13 protein-coding genes are annotated in these 15,315 nt (G+C 73.5%); 3 read left to right on the top strand and 10 right to left on the bottom strand.

Annotated features, from left to right (window positions below; translation table 11 throughout):
- Window positions 1-11: 11 nt before the first annotated feature.
- The gene (locus caldi_RS03415) at window positions 12-1,046 is read left to right on the top strand and encodes a zinc-binding dehydrogenase (protein ID WP_264843713.1); all 1,035 of its coding nucleotides are present in this window, start codon (window positions 12-14) and stop codon (window positions 1,044-1,046) included.
- A 12-nt stretch (window positions 1,047-1,058) separates the two neighbouring features.
- Here caldi_RS03415 and caldi_RS03410 read toward each other — a convergent pair whose 3' ends face one another.
- The 6 genes from caldi_RS03410 to caldi_RS03385 all read right to left on the bottom strand — a co-directional run bounded on the left by caldi_RS03410 (window position 1,059) and on the right by caldi_RS03385 (window position 8,880).
- Window positions 1,059-2,900: a diguanylate cyclase domain-containing protein gene (locus tag caldi_RS03410; protein ID WP_264843712.1), complete on the bottom strand. Its 1,842-nt coding sequence runs from the start codon at window positions 2,898-2,900 to the stop codon at window positions 1,059-1,061.
- A gap of 104 nt (window positions 2,901-3,004) precedes the next feature.
- Window positions 3,005-4,036, bottom strand: a complete 1,032-nt coding sequence (locus caldi_RS03405) for an ATP-NAD kinase family protein (protein ID WP_264843711.1) — start codon at window positions 4,034-4,036, stop codon at window positions 3,005-3,007.
- 29 nt (window positions 4,037-4,065) lie between these two features.
- Entirely contained in the window at window positions 4,066-5,385 is a 1,320-nt protein-coding gene (locus caldi_RS03400) for an MFS transporter (RefSeq protein ID WP_264843710.1), read from the bottom strand.
- 253 nt (window positions 5,386-5,638) lie between these two features.
- A complete protein-coding gene (locus caldi_RS03395; protein ID WP_264843709.1) occupies window positions 5,639-6,856 on the bottom strand; it encodes a dihydrolipoamide acetyltransferase family protein in 1,218 nt (405 codons plus the stop codon).
- 10 nt (window positions 6,857-6,866) lie between these two features.
- Window positions 6,867-7,898 (bottom strand): alpha-ketoacid dehydrogenase subunit beta, encoded by a 1,032-nt coding sequence (locus caldi_RS03390; RefSeq protein WP_264843708.1) that lies wholly within the window; start codon window positions 7,896-7,898, stop codon window positions 6,867-6,869.
- Between the two features lie 55 nt (window positions 7,899-7,953).
- Window positions 7,954-8,880, bottom strand: coding sequence for a thiamine pyrophosphate-dependent dehydrogenase E1 component subunit alpha (locus caldi_RS03385; RefSeq protein ID WP_264844720.1), 927 nt, complete (start codon window positions 8,878-8,880; stop codon window positions 7,954-7,956).
- Window positions 8,881-9,329: 449 nt separating this feature from the next.
- Between caldi_RS03385 and caldi_RS03380 the strand changes: the two genes are divergently transcribed.
- Complete coding sequence (locus tag caldi_RS03380) at window positions 9,330-9,923, top strand: TIGR00725 family protein (protein WP_264843707.1); 594 nt, start codon at window positions 9,330-9,332, stop codon at window positions 9,921-9,923.
- A gap of 132 nt (window positions 9,924-10,055) precedes the next feature.
- On the opposite strand, the gene caldi_RS03375 is transcribed toward caldi_RS03380, so the two are convergent.
- The 4 genes from caldi_RS03375 to caldi_RS03360 all read right to left on the bottom strand — a co-directional run bounded on the left by caldi_RS03375 (window position 10,056) and on the right by caldi_RS03360 (window position 14,493).
- Window positions 10,056-11,474, bottom strand: coding sequence for an ABC transporter permease (locus caldi_RS03375; protein WP_264843706.1), 1,419 nt, complete (start codon window positions 11,472-11,474; stop codon window positions 10,056-10,058).
- A gap of 12 nt (window positions 11,475-11,486) precedes the next feature.
- Window positions 11,487-13,352 carry an efflux RND transporter periplasmic adaptor subunit gene (locus tag caldi_RS03370; RefSeq protein ID WP_264843705.1) on the bottom strand — a complete coding sequence of 622 codons (1,866 nt, stop codon included), beginning with the start codon at window positions 13,350-13,352 and terminating at the stop codon, window positions 11,487-11,489.
- A gap of 7 nt (window positions 13,353-13,359) precedes the next feature.
- Window positions 13,360-14,088: an ABC transporter ATP-binding protein gene (locus caldi_RS03365; RefSeq protein WP_264844719.1), complete on the bottom strand. Its 729-nt coding sequence runs from the start codon at window positions 14,086-14,088 to the stop codon at window positions 13,360-13,362.
- Between the two features lie 78 nt (window positions 14,089-14,166).
- Complete coding sequence (locus caldi_RS03360) at window positions 14,167-14,493, bottom strand: cupin domain-containing protein (protein WP_264843704.1); 327 nt, start codon at window positions 14,491-14,493, stop codon at window positions 14,167-14,169.
- 164 nt (window positions 14,494-14,657) lie between these two features.
- Here caldi_RS03360 and caldi_RS03355 point away from each other — a divergent pair, with 164 nt between their 5' ends.
- Window positions 14,658-15,308 (top strand): LysE/ArgO family amino acid transporter, encoded by a 651-nt coding sequence (locus caldi_RS03355; RefSeq protein WP_264843703.1) that lies wholly within the window; start codon window positions 14,658-14,660, stop codon window positions 15,306-15,308.
- Window positions 15,309-15,315 lie beyond the last annotated feature (7 nt).

Below are 15,315 nucleotides of genomic sequence, written 5' to 3'. Positions count from 1 at the left end.
AGGGGACGTCGATGAAAGCCGTCGTTCTTGCCCAGCCCGGCACGGCGGACTCCCTGGTCCTGACGGAGCGGCCGGACCCGTCCCCGGGCCCCGGGGAGGCCGTGGTCCGGCTCCACGCGGCGGCGCTCAACCACCGCGACCTCTTTCTGAGGTCGGGGGCGACGAGTCAGGGGTTCCCGCCCTTCGTCATGGGCTCGGACGGCGCCGGGGTCGTGGAGGCCGTCGGGCCCGGTGTCACCTCGGTCCGGCCCGGCGACCCGGTCGTCATCAACCCGACCCTGTCGTGCGGGACGTGCCCCGCCTGCCTGGCCGGCGAGCACAGCCTGTGCGACCGCTTCCAGATCCTCGGCGGGCCGAGCGACGGCACCCTGGCGGAGTTCGTGCGCGTGCCGGCCCAGAACCTCTACCCCAAGCCGCAGCATCTCGACTTCCGCCAGGCCGCCGCGCTCCCGCTCGCGCTGGCGACGGCCTGGCGGGCGGTCGTGAGCCGGGGCCGCCTCCAGCCCGGAGAGACGGTGCTGATCCACGGCATCGGCGGCGGCGTGGCCCTCTATGCCCTCCAGATCGCCGTGGCGATGGGCGCGCGGGCCATCGTGACCTCCAGCAGCGACGACAAGCTCCGCCGCGCCCTGGAGATGGGCGCGAGCGCGGCCATCCACTACCGCCGGGAAGACGTGGCGGCACGGGTGAAGGAGCTCACGGACGGGCGCGGGGCCGACCTGGTGGTCGACAGCGGCGGCCGGCTGACCCTCCCGATCAGCGTGGAGGCGGTGCGCCGGGGCGGCCGGATCGCCTACTTCGGCGCGACGACCGGTGCGGAGGGCACGCTGAACTTCCGGGCGCTCTTCTGGAAGCAGGTCGCCCTCCTGGGTACCACGATGAGCAACCAGTCCGAGTTCGCCGCCGCCCTGCGCTTCGTCGGGCACGTCCGCCTGGTCCCCCAGGTGGCGAGGGTCTTCCCACTTGCCGAGGCGGCGCAGGCCTTCACCCTGCTCGAACGGGGCGAGCAATTCGGCAAGGTGGTACTCGCGGTCGCGCCGGCCTGACCCCGCGTGACCTCACGGGCCGTCCGCCCGGCTCAGAAGCTCGAGGAAGCGCCGCGCCACGGGGACGTCCTCCGGCCCGAGCGCATCGACCAGACGGTAGAGTTCCAGGCGAGCGCGGGCGGACTCCGCGGCGGATGCCGGCTCCTGGCCGCCGGCCATCCCGGCAGGGCGCGGCCCGGTCCCGCCCGGTCTCCGGCGAGGGAGGAAGACGGAGGCCCGGACCCCGCCCGCCACTCCGGCCCCCAGCCGGACGGTGCCGCCGTGGGCCCGCACGATCGCCTGGCAGAGGGTGAGACCCACGCCCAGGCGGTCGGGGCGCGTGGTGAAGAACGGCTCGAACACCCGCCCCTGCACCTCCGGGTCGATGCCCGGACCGCTGTCGATGACGTCGAGTCGCACCCCGTCTTCCTCGGCCGTCCAGTCAAGGAGGATGAGGCCGCCGCCCGGCATGGCATCGAGCGCGTTCTCGAGCAGGAACGAGAAGGCCTGCCGCAGGAGCGCCGGGTGTGCGGTCACCACCAGCCAGTCCCCGACCGGCTGTCCGCCCGGCGTCTCCTGCCCCGGCAGGGCCGGCCGGCCGGTGGGAACGAAGAAGCGGACGCCCTGGGCGTCGGCCCGATCCTTGAGCGATTCCGCCGCCTGCAGTAGCAGGTCCTGGGCCGGGACCGGCTCCAGGGTGCGCGGCCCGACCCGGTCCAGATCGGCCACGACGTGGAGCGCCTGGACGACCCGCTCCAGCCGGCTCAGCTCCAGTCGGGCCGCGTCCGCGATCTCGCCGGCGTCCGGAGGGCGGCCGGCGAGCGCGTCGACCGCCCGGCGAAGGGCCGACACCGGGGCGATGAGCCCCCGGGCCAGGCCGCTGGCCCAGAGGGAATCGAGCTCCGGCGAGCCAGGGGTCCGGGGTGGCTGCGGCCGGGGACCCCCGATCGGCTGGTGGGGCCCCTCGCCCGGCGCGTAGACGCAGTGGCGGTCGCCGGTCTTCTTGGCCTCGTACACGGCGTGATCCGCCCGGGTGAGCAGTTCCTCTGCCGTCGTCCCGTGCTCGGGGTACACCGCGATGCCGATGCTCGCGGTGACCCCCACGGCCTGTTCGCCCACGACGGTGCGGTGCTCCCGGACGGCCTTCAGGATCCGCCGGGCGGCGATCTCCGCCTCCTCCGGCCCGGTATGCGGCATCAGCACGGCAAACTCGTCCCCGCCGAGGCGCGCCGGGACGTCCGTTTCCCGCAGCTGCTCCCGGAGGAGCCCCGCCAGCCGGACCAGCATCTGGTCGCCGACCCGGTGGCCCAGCGAGTCGTTCACCGCCTTGAAGTTGTCGAAGTCGACGAAGAGGAGGGCCCCGTGGGTGCCGTACCGCCGCGCCTGGGCCAGCTCCCGTTCGAGCTCCTGCTGAAAGCGGCGGCGGTTCAGGAGGCCCGTGAGGTCGTCGTGGTTCGCCAGGTGGAGCAGTTCCTCCTCCAGGCGCTTGTGCGCGGCGATGTCCCGCGCGATGGCGGAGAGGAACTCCACCGTGCCGTCCGGTGCCTTGTGCGCGAGGAAGACGATCGATACCGGGATCTCGCGGCCGCCGGCAGCCGCGAGCACTGTCTCCCCGCTCCAGGCGCCGGCACGAATCGCCGCCGGCAGCGCCTCGTCCAGGACCTGCGCGCGCAGCCGCTCCGGAAACAGGTCACCGACCCGGAGGTCCCTCACGTCCCTGTCCACGTCCAGCCCGAGCAGGCGCCGGCCGGCCGGATTGAGGTACAGGAGCCGGCCCGCGGCCTCCAGCGTCGCGACGAGGTCGGTGGTCGCCTCCAGCACGGCCACCAGCTGTCGGGCGGAGTCCGGGGGTCCGGTCGGGGGATCGCGCCACACTGCCGTCACCCCATCGTCGGGTACGCGAGGATCGTCGGGGACGGGGATGCGCGGGGACCCGCGCGCCCCGTATAACAGACGTTGAACCGATCCGGTGAAGCCGATCAGCCGTCAAGGCTGCTCGAGTCGACGAAGAACCCCTGCTGCGCGGCCTCGGCCAGAGCGTCCCGGATGCGCACCACCCGGGGGCCGTGCGGGCTCAGACGGATCTCGGTCCCGTCCCCCGGCCGCACTTCGACCTCCCGCTCCCCGTCGAGGGCGATGACCGCCGGCCGATCCGCCACCGGCACACGCCGGCCCGGGGCGAGCGCCTCGCAGGCGGCGACGGGGAGCCAGCGCACCATGCCGGGGGCGATGGGGACCAGGACCCTCCCACGGCCCTCGCCGATCGTGATCATCGCCCCTGCCTGCCCGTCGCCCGGGCAGCGGTGCCCGAGATAGGCGCCGAGCGCCGCCATGCCGGTGGCATCCACCCGCGTGCGCGCCAGGAAGACGCGCCGGATCTTCCCTGCGTCCCAGATCGCCCGCGCCCCGGTGAACAGCTCGTCATAGACCACGGCATCGACCAGCGCGATGTCCACCGGTTCGCCGCCCCGCAGCACCTCGAGGCAGGGGACGCGGCGGACGGCCGCGCGGACCACGCCCCGGGCCACCAGCCCCGCCGCCATCCCAGCGACCGTTCCCTCCACCATCTCCGGGAACGCGTTGTTGGTGCCGGTCGAGACGGGGACCAGGGGGACGTCGCCGCTCGCCCGCGCCACGGCCCGGTTCGTGCCGTCACCCCCGAGGACGACGATCGCCCCCACGCCCCGGCCGGCCATGACCGCCGCAGCCCGGGTCGAGTCCTCCTGCGATGCGGTCAGCGGCATGTCCAGAACCGACGCGTCGATCGAGAGACGGATCCCGTCCAGCGCCCGCAGGCCAATCCCGTACGAGTCGGGCATGATGATGACCCGCTCCACGCCGACCGCCTCGAGACCGAACAGGACCCGCCGGACGATGTTCACCTTCTCGGCGTTGTCGAAAACCGACGCGTGCGCCACCAACCGGCGAATATCCTTCCCTGCCGCCGGGTTGGCGATGATCCCCACCGCGCGCAGGTCCCCCACCCCCGGCCATAAGGGGTTCGCCCGCAACCTGCGCCGTCCCTGCTGGTGGCGAACTCTCAGGGCCCGGACGGTGGCGCGAGCGGATCGGGGCGGACCGGAGGCGGAGTCGATCCGTCCCGGCTGCGTCGGAACGCCGCTGCGGCGTGGACCAGCCAGAACGCCGTCAGGATTCCGGCTGCCGCCCGGTACGCCACGGCGAGGTCCCATCGCTCGGCCAGGAGGGTTCCGAGAAGCGGGCCGAGCGCGGCGCCCGTGTCGGCCGCGGTGGTGTAGCGGGCCAGGGTCCGTTCCGGACGGCTACCGGCCCATTCCGCCGCGCGGGCGTCCAGCGTGGCCGCCAGCGTGGTGCCGGTGAGCCACACCAGGGCCGCCCCGCCCGCAACTGCCCCGGCGCTCCGGGCTACGCTGAGGGCGAGGAGACCGACGATGCAGAGCCCGACGGCCGCCGCCAGGGTGCGGTCGCGCCCCATCCGGTCGGAGAGCGCGCCCAGCGGCGCTCCCAGGGCCAGGTCGACAAGCCACCTCGCGGTGAGCATCACGCCGCTGAACGAGGCGGCCCCCAGGACGAAGCCCGGCAGGTTCACCATGGTCCCGAGGCGGCGGACGACGAGGAGGCCCATGGTCGCCGTCACCAGGCCGCTGACGACGAGCTGCGTGGCGAAGGCGCCAAGGTAGAGGGCGGCGCGGCGAACCGGTGGCGGGCCGTCCCCCGCAGGGGCGGTCGGGCCCCCGACCCGGCGGGCCGGCGGGGCCGCAGGGCCGTTCAGCCGGTGCGGGGGGCTCAGGTCGGGACGGCGGAGAGCCCCCCAGGTCGCCGCCAGGGCCCCGGCCCCGGAGATCCCGGCGAACAGCCACAGTGTGGGCCGGAATCCCACGGCATCGGTCAGGAGCCCGCCGGCCAGCGCACCCACGAGGCTGCCCAGCCGGAACACGCCGTTGGCGAGCCCGGCGAGGCGACCGCGGTCAGCCGGGCTGCTGTCGGCGATGATGGCGCCGAAAGCGGCCAGGCGCTGGAACGACCACGACAGGCCCCACGCGAGGCGGGCGGCGAGCAGGAGCCAGAACGACGAGGCCAGGCCGTAGACGGCCGTCGTCGCGGCGCCGAGCCACAAGGCGGCCACAAAGGCCCACGACCAACCCACCCGCTCGCCGGTTCGACCCGCCAGACTGTTCGTGACGAGCCGGACCCACCGGTTCACGCTGAGGAGGATCCCCACCTGAACGGCGGTGACGCCCGCCTCCGGAGCGCGAGCCGGCAGCACGGCGTACAGCATGGAGTCGCCGAGGAGGGCGAACCCCATCAGGGTCGCCGTGATCACGGTGCGGTAGGGCGGGTGGGGGCGCGCGGAGCGCCCCGGCCGTGTGTCCACTTCCATGGAACATGGAACTTCCACGGCCAGGGCCGTTTCCCCTGTGGCCCGTGTGGCGCGCCGTCGGTCAGGCCGTCTGATCCGATGCCCGCCTGGCAGGATACCGGTGCCGGACCGCCACCGCCGCGCCGGAGGCCGCCAGGGCATTGACCAGGTCGCCGGGGAGGCACACGAGCGCCCTGCCCAAGAGGGCTTCCTTGAACGTGCGACCGGCGACGGCGGCTTCGGTTCGGCGGGCCGGCGTCCGCCCGCTTCTGCCTCAGGCCCCGCCCGCCAGGAGCACCAGGGGGTCGGCCAGGAGTTCGCCGACGCGGCGCAGGTAGCGGGCACCGGGGGCGCCGTCGACCACCCGGTGGTCGATCGTCAGGCTCAGCGTCATCACCTGCCGCGCCTCGAGCCGCCCGTCGGCCAGGACAGGGACCGAGCGGATGCGCCCCGCGCCCAGGATCGCCACCTCCGGAGGGTTGAGGATCGGCGTGAAGACGTCAACCCCCTCCGCGCCGAGGTTCGTCAGGGTGATCGTCGCCCCCGACGCCTCGCCGGGCAGGAGAGCCCCCGTGCGGGCCCGTTCGGCAAGGTCGCGGACGCGCCGGCTGATCTCGATGAGCGAGAGCCGGTCGGCGCCCTGGACGACGGGGACGATGAGCCCGTCCTCGAGGGCGACGGCCACGCCCACGTTCACCTCGGGGAGCAGGATCACGGCATCCCCGTCCCAGCGGGCGTTCACCTGGGGCACGGACGCCACGGCCAGGGCCATCGCCCGCACGAGGAAGTCCGTGTACGTGGGGCGGACGCCGTAGCGCCTCTCGAGCCGCGGGGCGAGGTCCTCCCGAACCCGCACCAGCTCGGTGACGTCGACCTCCGCCGAGAGGGTGAGCTGCGCCGCTTCCCGCAGGCTCTCCACCATGCGACGGGCGATGGTGCGGCGCATGAAGCTGGCCGGGACCCGCCGCACCGCCGGCGTCGCCTCTCCGGACACGGGGGACGCCGGCCGGCGGGCCGCCGCCCAGCGCTCGACGTCCTCCCGGGTCACCCGGACGCCCGGGTGGGCCCGGGCGATCTCGTCCGGGTCCACGCCCAGCTCCTGGGCGAGCCGGCGGGCGGCCGGGCTCAGGCGGCCGGGCGCCTGGGCCTCCGCGGCGGTGGGCGCCCCCGCACCGGCCATCGACGGCACGGGAGGAGCGGCGGCCGCGACCTCGGCGGCGACCGGTCCCGGCGACGGCTCCGGGCGGTCCTCGGGGCCGGTGCCCACGTAGGCCAGCACCGCCCCCACGGGCAGGGTGTCCCCGGGTTGGGCCCGGAGGCCGGTGAGCAAGCCCGAGACCGGGGCGGTCACCTGGGCCGTGACCTTGTCCGTCTCGATCTCGGCGACCGCCTCCCCCGCCTCCACCCGCTCCCCTTCCGCCCGGAGCCAGCGGACCAGCGTGGCGCTCTCCATCTTGAGACCCATCTTGGGCACGACGACGGCAACGGCCACTCTGCCCACCTCACCGGCCGAGGACCTGCCGGACGGCCGACTGGATCCGCGCCGGCGAGGGGATGTACGCGTCCTCCAGGACGGGGCTGAACGGAACCGGGGCGTGCGGTGCGGTCACCATCACCGGCGGGGCGTCGAGGAAATCGAAGCCCTTCGTGCTCACCGTGGCGGTGATGTCCGCCGCCATGCTGGCCCGCGGGTTCGCCTCGTCCACCACCACGAGCCGGCCGGTCCTGCGGACGGACTCGAGGATGGTGTCCTCGTCGAGCGGGTGGAGGGTGCGCGGGTCGACCACCTCGACCTCGACCCCCTCCCGCTCCAGCGCCCTGGCCGCCTCCAGGGCGTGGCGCACCATGCGGCCGATGGCGACCACCGTCACGTCCGAACCGGGGCGCTTCACCGCCGCCCGGCCCAGCGGCACGACGTACTCGCCCTCCGGCACGTTGCCCTTCTCGTTGTACAGCGCGATGTGCTCGCAGAAGACGACGGGGTCGTCGTCCCGGATGCTGGCGGCGAGGAGGCCCTTGGCGTCGGCCGGGTCGGAGGGGACGACGACCTTGAGGCCCGGGATGTGGGCGAACACGGAGTAGATCGCCATGCTGTGCTGGGCCGCCGCCCGGAAGCCGGCGCCGATGAGCGTGCGGATGGTCATCGGCACCCTCGCCTTCCCGCCGAACATGTAGCGGAGCTTGCTGGCCTGGTTGAGCAGCTGGTCGAAGGCCACGCCGATGAAGCTGATGAACATGAGCTCGGCGACGGGGCGCAGGCCCGTGGCGGCCGCACCCACCGCGGCGCCGATGAACGCGGTCTCGGAGATCGGCGTGTCCCGGACGCGCTCCCGGCCGAACTCCTCCACGAGGCCCCTGGTGACCCCGAGGGGACCACCCCAGGCGCCGGTGCCCTCCAGGTGGTCGACCGCCGCGCCCCCGGCCACGTCCTCGCCCATCAGGATGACAGCGGGATCCCGGCGCATCTCCAGGCGGAGCGCCTCGTTGATCGCCTGTGCGAAGGTCAGTTCCCGGGACCTTACCTCCGTGACCATCTCACGGTCCTCCTCTCGGGTGGCAGACTCGCCCCTGACCGCGATGGGGTCGCTGTCACGGGTTCACGTAGACGTCGGTCGTCACCTCGGAGGGATCGGGATACGGGCTCTCCAGCGCGAACCGCAGCGCCTCCTGGATCTCGGCCTTCACGGCGGCGTCGATGCGGGCGAGGTCGTCCTCGGTCAACAGCTCGCGGCCCAGCACGGTCCGCCGGAAGACCTGGATCGGGTCGCGCTCACCGGTGTATAGCTCAAGGTCCTCCTTGCGCTTGTAGGTCTGCAGGTCGCCCTCGAAGTGGCCGAAGTGGCGGTACGTCTTGGCCTCGATGAGCGCCGGCCCCTCGCCGGCGCGAGCGCGGCGGATCGCCTCGCCCGCTGCCTCGAAGACGGCAAAGACGTCCTGACCGTCCACCACCAGGCCGGGGATGCTGTAGCCCGCCGCCCGGTCGGCGATGTTCTGGACCGAGCTGTGGTACCAGACGGGCGTCGATTCGGCATACATGTTGTTCTCGCAGACGAACACCACGGGGAGCTTCCAGATCGCCGCCAGGTTCAGGGCCTCGTGGAAGGCTCCCTGCTGCGCGCCGCCGTCCCCGAAGAAGCAGACCGCCACGCCACCGGTGCCGCGCAGCTTGGCGCTCAGGGCCGCCCCGGTGGCCATGCCGAACCCGCCGCCGACGATGCCGTTGGCACCGAGCATCCCGCGGTCGACGTCGGCGATGTGCATGGAGCCGCCCTTGCCCTTGCAGAGCCCGGTGGCCTTGCCGAAGAGCTCCGCCATCATCCCCTTCACGTCACAGCCCTTGGCGATGCAGTGCCCGTGCCCGCGGTGGGTGCTCGTGATGTAGTCGCGGTCCGTGAGGTGCGCACACACGCCCACCGCCACCGCCTCCTCGCCGGCGTACAGGTGGACGAAACCCGGCAGCTTGCCCTGCGCGAACTGCTCCCGCGTGGCCAGTTCGAACTCGCGGATCTTCCGCATCCGCTCGTAGAGCCAGAGCAGTTCCTCCCTGCCGATCTCCACGCGGACCACCTCCTGCTTGTCTTGTGCAGTGTCTTCGTACCAAGCAGAGTACCCGGAAAAGTATCGTTCATTTTGGCGAGTCCGTCAAGGTCAGTGTGCGGCCTCTGTCCCTGAGGTGGCCCGGAAAACCCGTCCCATCGCCCCGCCCCGTCCCCGGGCAGCGATCCGCGCCCACGCCAGTCGTGGAGCCCGGGTCCGGGCCGCACCCGCGAAACGCCCGAGCCGGGCTCCGGAGAGCCCGGCCCGGGCGGGTGGACGGGCCGACCCTATTCGCCCCAGCACCTGGCCGCGCTGAGTACCGCCTGGAATTCCCCGAAAGACCGCCAGTTCCTGCCAGGGCAGCGCGACGGAGGAATCGCTGCGGGGCCGGCGAATCCACCCCCCGGAGCACGGAAGGAGGAACACCGGTGCCGCTTCGCATCGCCGTGATCGGCCAGTCCGGGGAGATCGGGCCCAAGCTGCGCGAACTGGCCCGCCGCGTGGGCGCGGCCGTCGCGGCGGCCGGCGCCATCCTCTTCACGGGCGGCCGTGACGGGGTGATGGCCGCGGCTTCCCAGGGGGCCCGGGAGGCAGGCGGCGTGACCGTGGGCATTCTCCCCGGGGACGACCTCGGCCAGGCCAATCCGTACGTCGACATCCCCATCACGACCGGACTGACGATGGAAGGCCGCAGCCAGGTCCTCATCCACACCGCCGACGCCGTCGTGGCGGTGGGCGGTGGCAACGGCACGCTGGGCGAGATCTCCAACGCGTACCTATACCGAAAGCCCATCGTGGCCGTGCGGGGCAGCGGGGGATGGGCAGACCGCCTGCAGCCGGTCCTCATCGAGGGGAAGTACCTCGACCACCGCCGCCTCGTGGCCATCCGGTTCGCCTCCGACCCGGAGGAGGCGGTGCGGCTGGCCCTGGAGCTGGCCGGAGCGGCGCCCGCCGCCGGCCCTGCCGGCGGTCCCCCCTGGGACACCGTGCAGGGCGACGTGCCGGCGGCCGGCACACGATGAGCCCGCGGACGAGCGGCCGCAGGCTTCATCTGGGCCGCGCACCAGGTGAACCTGGTGGGCTGGCACTACTAGCCCAGCGCCCAGGCGGTAGCTCCAGGCGGAACACGGGCAGGACGGGCGTCCCCGGCCCCGTCACCGCCGCAGCGCCTCCACGGGCGGCAGCGACGACGCGGAGACCGCGGGGTACACGCCGAACAGCAGGCCGGAACCCAGGGCCACGATGACCGCGGTCCGGATCGCCTGCAGGTTCACCGCGGTCTCGAGCCCGTACCGGGCGAAGAGCTGGCTGCCCCAGACGCCGGCGGCGATGCCGGCGAGGGCACCCATCCCGCTCAGGTAGAGCGCCTCCAGGAGGAACTGGACCACCAGGTCGCCCTGCGTGGCGCCGAGGGCCCGGCGCAGGCCGATCTCGGCCGTGCGCTCCGTCACCGCGACCAGCATGATGTTCATGATTCCCAGGCCGCCCACCAGGAGCGAGACCGCCGCGATCCCGCCCAGGAGCAGGGTCATGATGCGGTTCGCCTTGTCGGCCTGCTGGACCATCCGGTTGAGGTTCGTGACGGTGATCAGGGCACGCCCGCCCAGCAGCGGCCCCGCCTCCCCGCCCTCGGCCCCCGGCGCGCCCGGGCGGGGCGGGCCCGCGCTGCCCGTCGGCGGCGCCCGGAAGCCGAACGCCCCCCTCGGGAAGACGCCCACGCCGGGACTGGTGAAGAACGGGCCTCCGGGTCCGGGTCCGGGACCGGGAGCCGCCGCCGGGCCGGCCGCCGTGTCCGTGCCGGCAGGGGTCGGTGCCCCGGGGTCCATCCCGAGCTGGCGCCGGAAGATGCGGCCGAGCTGCACGACGGCGAGGTCCGCCTCCCGGGCCGACCGGGCCTTGGCCCAGATCTGGGAGGCCGTCACCTTCCCGGCGATCGGCTGCGCCGCCGTGTACGGGATCACGACCTTGTCGTCGATCCCCTCCGCCTGCCCCGCGCCCTTCGGCGCCAGCACGCCGATCACGCGAAAGGTCCGCCCGCCGAGCGTGAACGCCTGCCCCACGGGGCTGCGGCCGCCCATGAGCCCGGAGCCCAGGTTGTAGCCCAGGACCGCCACGGCGGCTCGCTGCTTCACGTGGAGACTCGTGAAGAAATGGCCCGCCGCCAGGGGGTGGTCGCGGATGATGGGGAACTGCTCGTTCACCCCCAACACGCCCACGACGCCCCGGGTGCGGCGCCAGCGCATCGTGGCCTGAGCCTCGATCACCGGGGTGGCGTGGGTGAGCACGCCGACCCGCTCCACCAGGTCCCCGGCCTCGTCCGGGTCGAACTCCGCCGAGGGGTCCTCCGCCCGCACCACGATCACGTTCTCCCCGAGGCTGCGGAACTGCTCGACCACGGCCCGCCGGGCCCCCTCGCCGATCGCCATGAGGCTCACGACCGAGGCGACCCCGATCGCCACCCCCAGCACGGTGAGCCCGGAGCGCAGGGGGTTGGCGAGCACGCCGTGGCCCGCCATCTGCGCGCTGAACCAGATCCGGACACCGGTGCGCTGCAGCCACCGCGTCACCCGCATGGGCTCGCCCCCTCAGCGCCGGGAGCCTGGCGGGGCCGGCCGGTCGCCGCCGCGCTCGCCGTCGCGCCCGCTCGTGCCCCCGCCCTCACGCTCCTGCTGGCCGGGCAGCAGGAGGTCCCGGGACTGGATGCGCTGGCTCGGCAACACGTCGGCCGAGCTGCCGGTCACCACCTTCTGACCCTCCTCGAGCCCCCTCCTCACCTCGGCCACCCGGTCGTTCATGAGGCCGAGCTCGACCGGGACGACCTTGGTCGTGCCGTCGGGCTGGAGGACCTCGACCTTGGTCTGGCCGTCCTCCTCGAACACCGCCTCCAGCGGCACGAGGAGCACGCCCCTGGCGCTGCCGGCCTCGATGTGCGCGTGCGCCTGCATGCCGGGGCGCAGGTCGGGCCCGCCCCGCACCTGGATGCGCACCCGGAACACGGTGATGCCGCTCTGGTTCTGGCCCGCCATGGCGATCTGCGTGACACGCCCCTCGAAGGTCTGGCCGGGCAGGGCATCCACCGTGACCTTGACGGGCGCGTCGGGGCGGACCTTGAGCACGTCGGCGTCGTCGACCTCGACCCAGAGGTCCATGTTCGACGTGTGGAAGATCGAACCCAGCCACTCGCCGGGCTCGATCCGCTGTCCTGCCTGGGCGCGCAGCTCGGAGACCACGCCGTCCATGGGCGCCGTGATCGTCAGCTGGTCCAGCTGCGACTGCATCGCCTCGAGCTCCGTCTCCTTCTGCTGGAGCTCGCGCAGGCGCTTCTCGATGGCGTCCTGGGTCTCGTCGCCGGACAGGGCCACGATGGGGTCGCCGGCCTTCACCTTCTGCATCTCCTGGACGAAAACCTGGGTGGGGATGCCGTTCGTCCGGCTGATGACCCGCTCCTCCCGGGCGTAACCCTCGACGGTGGCGCAGTTGCCCGCCCAGCGAGCCCGGGCCGCACGCTGCAGGGGATCCTGGACGTCCTGCGCCTCCCTGGGCAGGAAGCCGACGTAGGCCGTCATGCCCGGCAGGATCAGCCCCGGGTTGGGCCCCTGGATCGTGACCAGGTGGGCGAACTGGTAGAACGTCGGGCCGGCCTGCGGGCTGCCTTCCCCACCGCCGGAGCCCGTCCCCTCGCTGCCCTGGGGCGGCCGCAGGACCGGACCGCTCGGGCAGGCGCCGAGCGCCGACGCCGGCGTCGGGATGGGGTTGGGGTTCATGTCGGTGATCCGGGCCTCGATCACGCTGTCGAACTGGGTGAAGCGGACCAGGGCGACGTCATCCGGCTTGAGCCCCTGAAACTCCAGGGGGCTGAGCCGGACCGTCATCCGCCACTCCGAGTCGTCCACGATCCGGGCGACGATCTGCCCCTGCTGGATCTCTTCGCCCTCGCGGGCCCTGAGGCCGCTGATGCGGCCGGAGATCGGCGCCCGCAGCGTGACCCCCTGCGCCGGGTTGGCTGCGTCCACCGCCTCCGGCGGGATGCCCAGGAGGTCGGCAAGGTCCTGGCGGTCCGCCTCGATCTCGGCGGCCAGGGTCTGCACCTGAGACGCCAGTTCCGGGGCGACGAGCTGGAGGAGCGGCTGCCCCATCCGGACGGCGTCGCCCTCCTGCACCAGGACCTTGTCGACGATGAAGCTGGGCATCCCGCCCCGGACCGGGCCGCGGGGGAACGGCGCCTGGATGCCGCCGCCGCTCGAGGGGCTGAGGGGGCCACTGGCGTCGACGGCGACGGTGATGTCGCCGCGCACGACGTCGGCGGTGGCGTAGAGCGGCCCTGCCGCCTGGTCCGCCGGCGGGGGGACCAGGCTCCGGAACGCGTAGTACCCCCCGGCGACCGCCAGGGCCACGATCAAGACGATGGCCAGCACGCGCTGCACCGAAGAACCCATTCCTTCCCGGAGCACCCGGACATCAGCCCTCCCCACCGGCGGCATTCTCCTGAGCCACCAGGGGCTCGGCGACGGCCTCCTCACGCTCGACCGCCCCGTCCCGCAGGTGGACGATGCGCGTGCCGTGCCGGGCGACGGTCGGATCGTGCGTCACCTGGACGACGGTCAGGCCCCGCTCCCGGTTCAGGCGCTGGAAGATCGCCATGATGGCCCGCCCGTTGGCCGAGTCGAGCGCGCCGGTCGGTTCGTCCGCCAGGATCAGGGCGGGGTCGGCCACCAGCGCGCGGGCGATGGCCACTCGCTGCTTCTCGCCGCCGGACAGCTGCGAGGGGCGGTGCCGCCCGCGGTCGGCCAGCCCGACGGCCGCCAGGGCCTCCTCGGCCCTGCGTCGCCGCTCCCGGGCCGGCACGCCCCGGTAGATGAGCGGGAGGGCCACGTTGCCCAGGGCGTCGAGGTCCGGGAGCAGCCGGAACTCCTGAAAGATGAAGCCGATGAAGCGGTTGCGCACTGCTGCCAGGCGGACGTCGGCCAGGCCGTCGACCCGCTGGCCGGCGAGCGTGTACACGCCGGACGTCGGCCGGTCCAGGCAGCCGATGATGTTGAGGAGGGTGGACTTCCCGGACCCGGACGGCCCCATGATCGAGACGAACTCCCCATCCTCCACGGTCAGGTCGACGCCCCGAAGGGCGTCGACCCGGATGGCTCCGTCCCGGTACGTGCGCCAGATGTCCTGAAGGACGAGAAGCGGCAGGGCGAATCCCCTCCTCGCCTGCCAGGGCGTGGCACGCCGGCGGCAGTCCTGCCGGACCACCGCCGCGTGGCCGCCGGTTCAGCGGTACTCTTCCCGGTGCGGGTGGAAGATGTCAACGACGGTGCAGTCGCCGTCCACGGGCTCGGCCATGTGCGGTACACCGCCCGGGATGGCGTAGGCGTCCCCGGCGTTCAGGACGCGCTCCTCATCGCCGATGACCAGTCGCATGCGCCCCCTCACCACGTAGCCGATCTGCTCGTGGGGGTGCTGGTGCATGGGCACCGACGAGCCGGCACTGAGGCTGATCTCGCACAGCATCATGGACGGCGTCGTCGTCATGGTCTTGCGGAACACGCCCGGCAGCATCTCCACCGCGGCAACCTCGGGGCCGGGAGCGAACGGCATGGCAACGACCTCCTGCGCGGTACTGGGAACATCCTTCTACGCGCAGACAGGTCGCGCCTGCCCCGGCCGGGTCCTGCCGCCGCCACCACCCCGACACGCGGCCCGGGCAGGGGAGGACCGCGCCGGCGCGGAGCCGAATCCATACCGGCACATGTCCCTCAGGGGTGAAAGCGCTGGCGTTCCTCAGCGGCCTCCTGCTCGGCCTTTCCATGATCCTCCCCATCGGCCCGCAGAACGTCTTCGTCCTCAACCAGGGCCTGCTCGGCGGGCTGCGGCGGGGCCTCCTCGCTGCCGTCGTGGCCGGCGTGTGCGACACCGTGCTGATCCTCTCGGGTGCGGCCGGCCTGTCCGCGCTGCTCACCGGGGTGGGCTGGCTGCGGACCGTCCTCCTGGCGGTGGGGGCGCTGTTCCTGACGGCCCTCGGCTTCGGGTCGCTGCGGGACCCTGCCGAGCCGGCCGTCCTGGCCGCCGGGGACGCAGCGGCCGGCCGGCAGGCGGCTGCGGCGGCCGCGCCGGCGCGTGCCGTCGTCCTGACGGGGGTCGGCGTCTCGTGGGGTAATCCCCACGCCATCCTCGACACGGTGGCCGTGCTCGGCTCGGCCATCGCCAGCCGGGCCCCGGCGACCCGGGCGGCGTTCGCGGCCGGCGCGGTGGCCGCCTCGTGGCTCTTCTTCCTCACCCTGGCCCTGGGCGGCGCCCTCTTCGGCGCCCGGCTGACGCCGGCGCACCAGGTCTGGGTCCGGCGGGCATCGGGCGCCATCATGCTCTTCTTCGCCGTCGTGCTGGCCCGGGAAGCGGCCCTGAGCTGGCTCTGAGTCCGAT

Origin of the sequence: Caldinitratiruptor microaerophilus (genome assembly GCF_025999835.1) — a bacterium.
In the GTDB taxonomy this organism is placed as follows: domain Bacteria; phylum Bacillota; class Sulfobacillia; order Symbiobacteriales; family ZC4RG38; genus Caldinitratiruptor; species Caldinitratiruptor microaerophilus.
The sequence above is the reverse complement of the archived record's forward strand: the minus strand, read 5'-3'. Positions and strand labels throughout refer to the sequence as shown.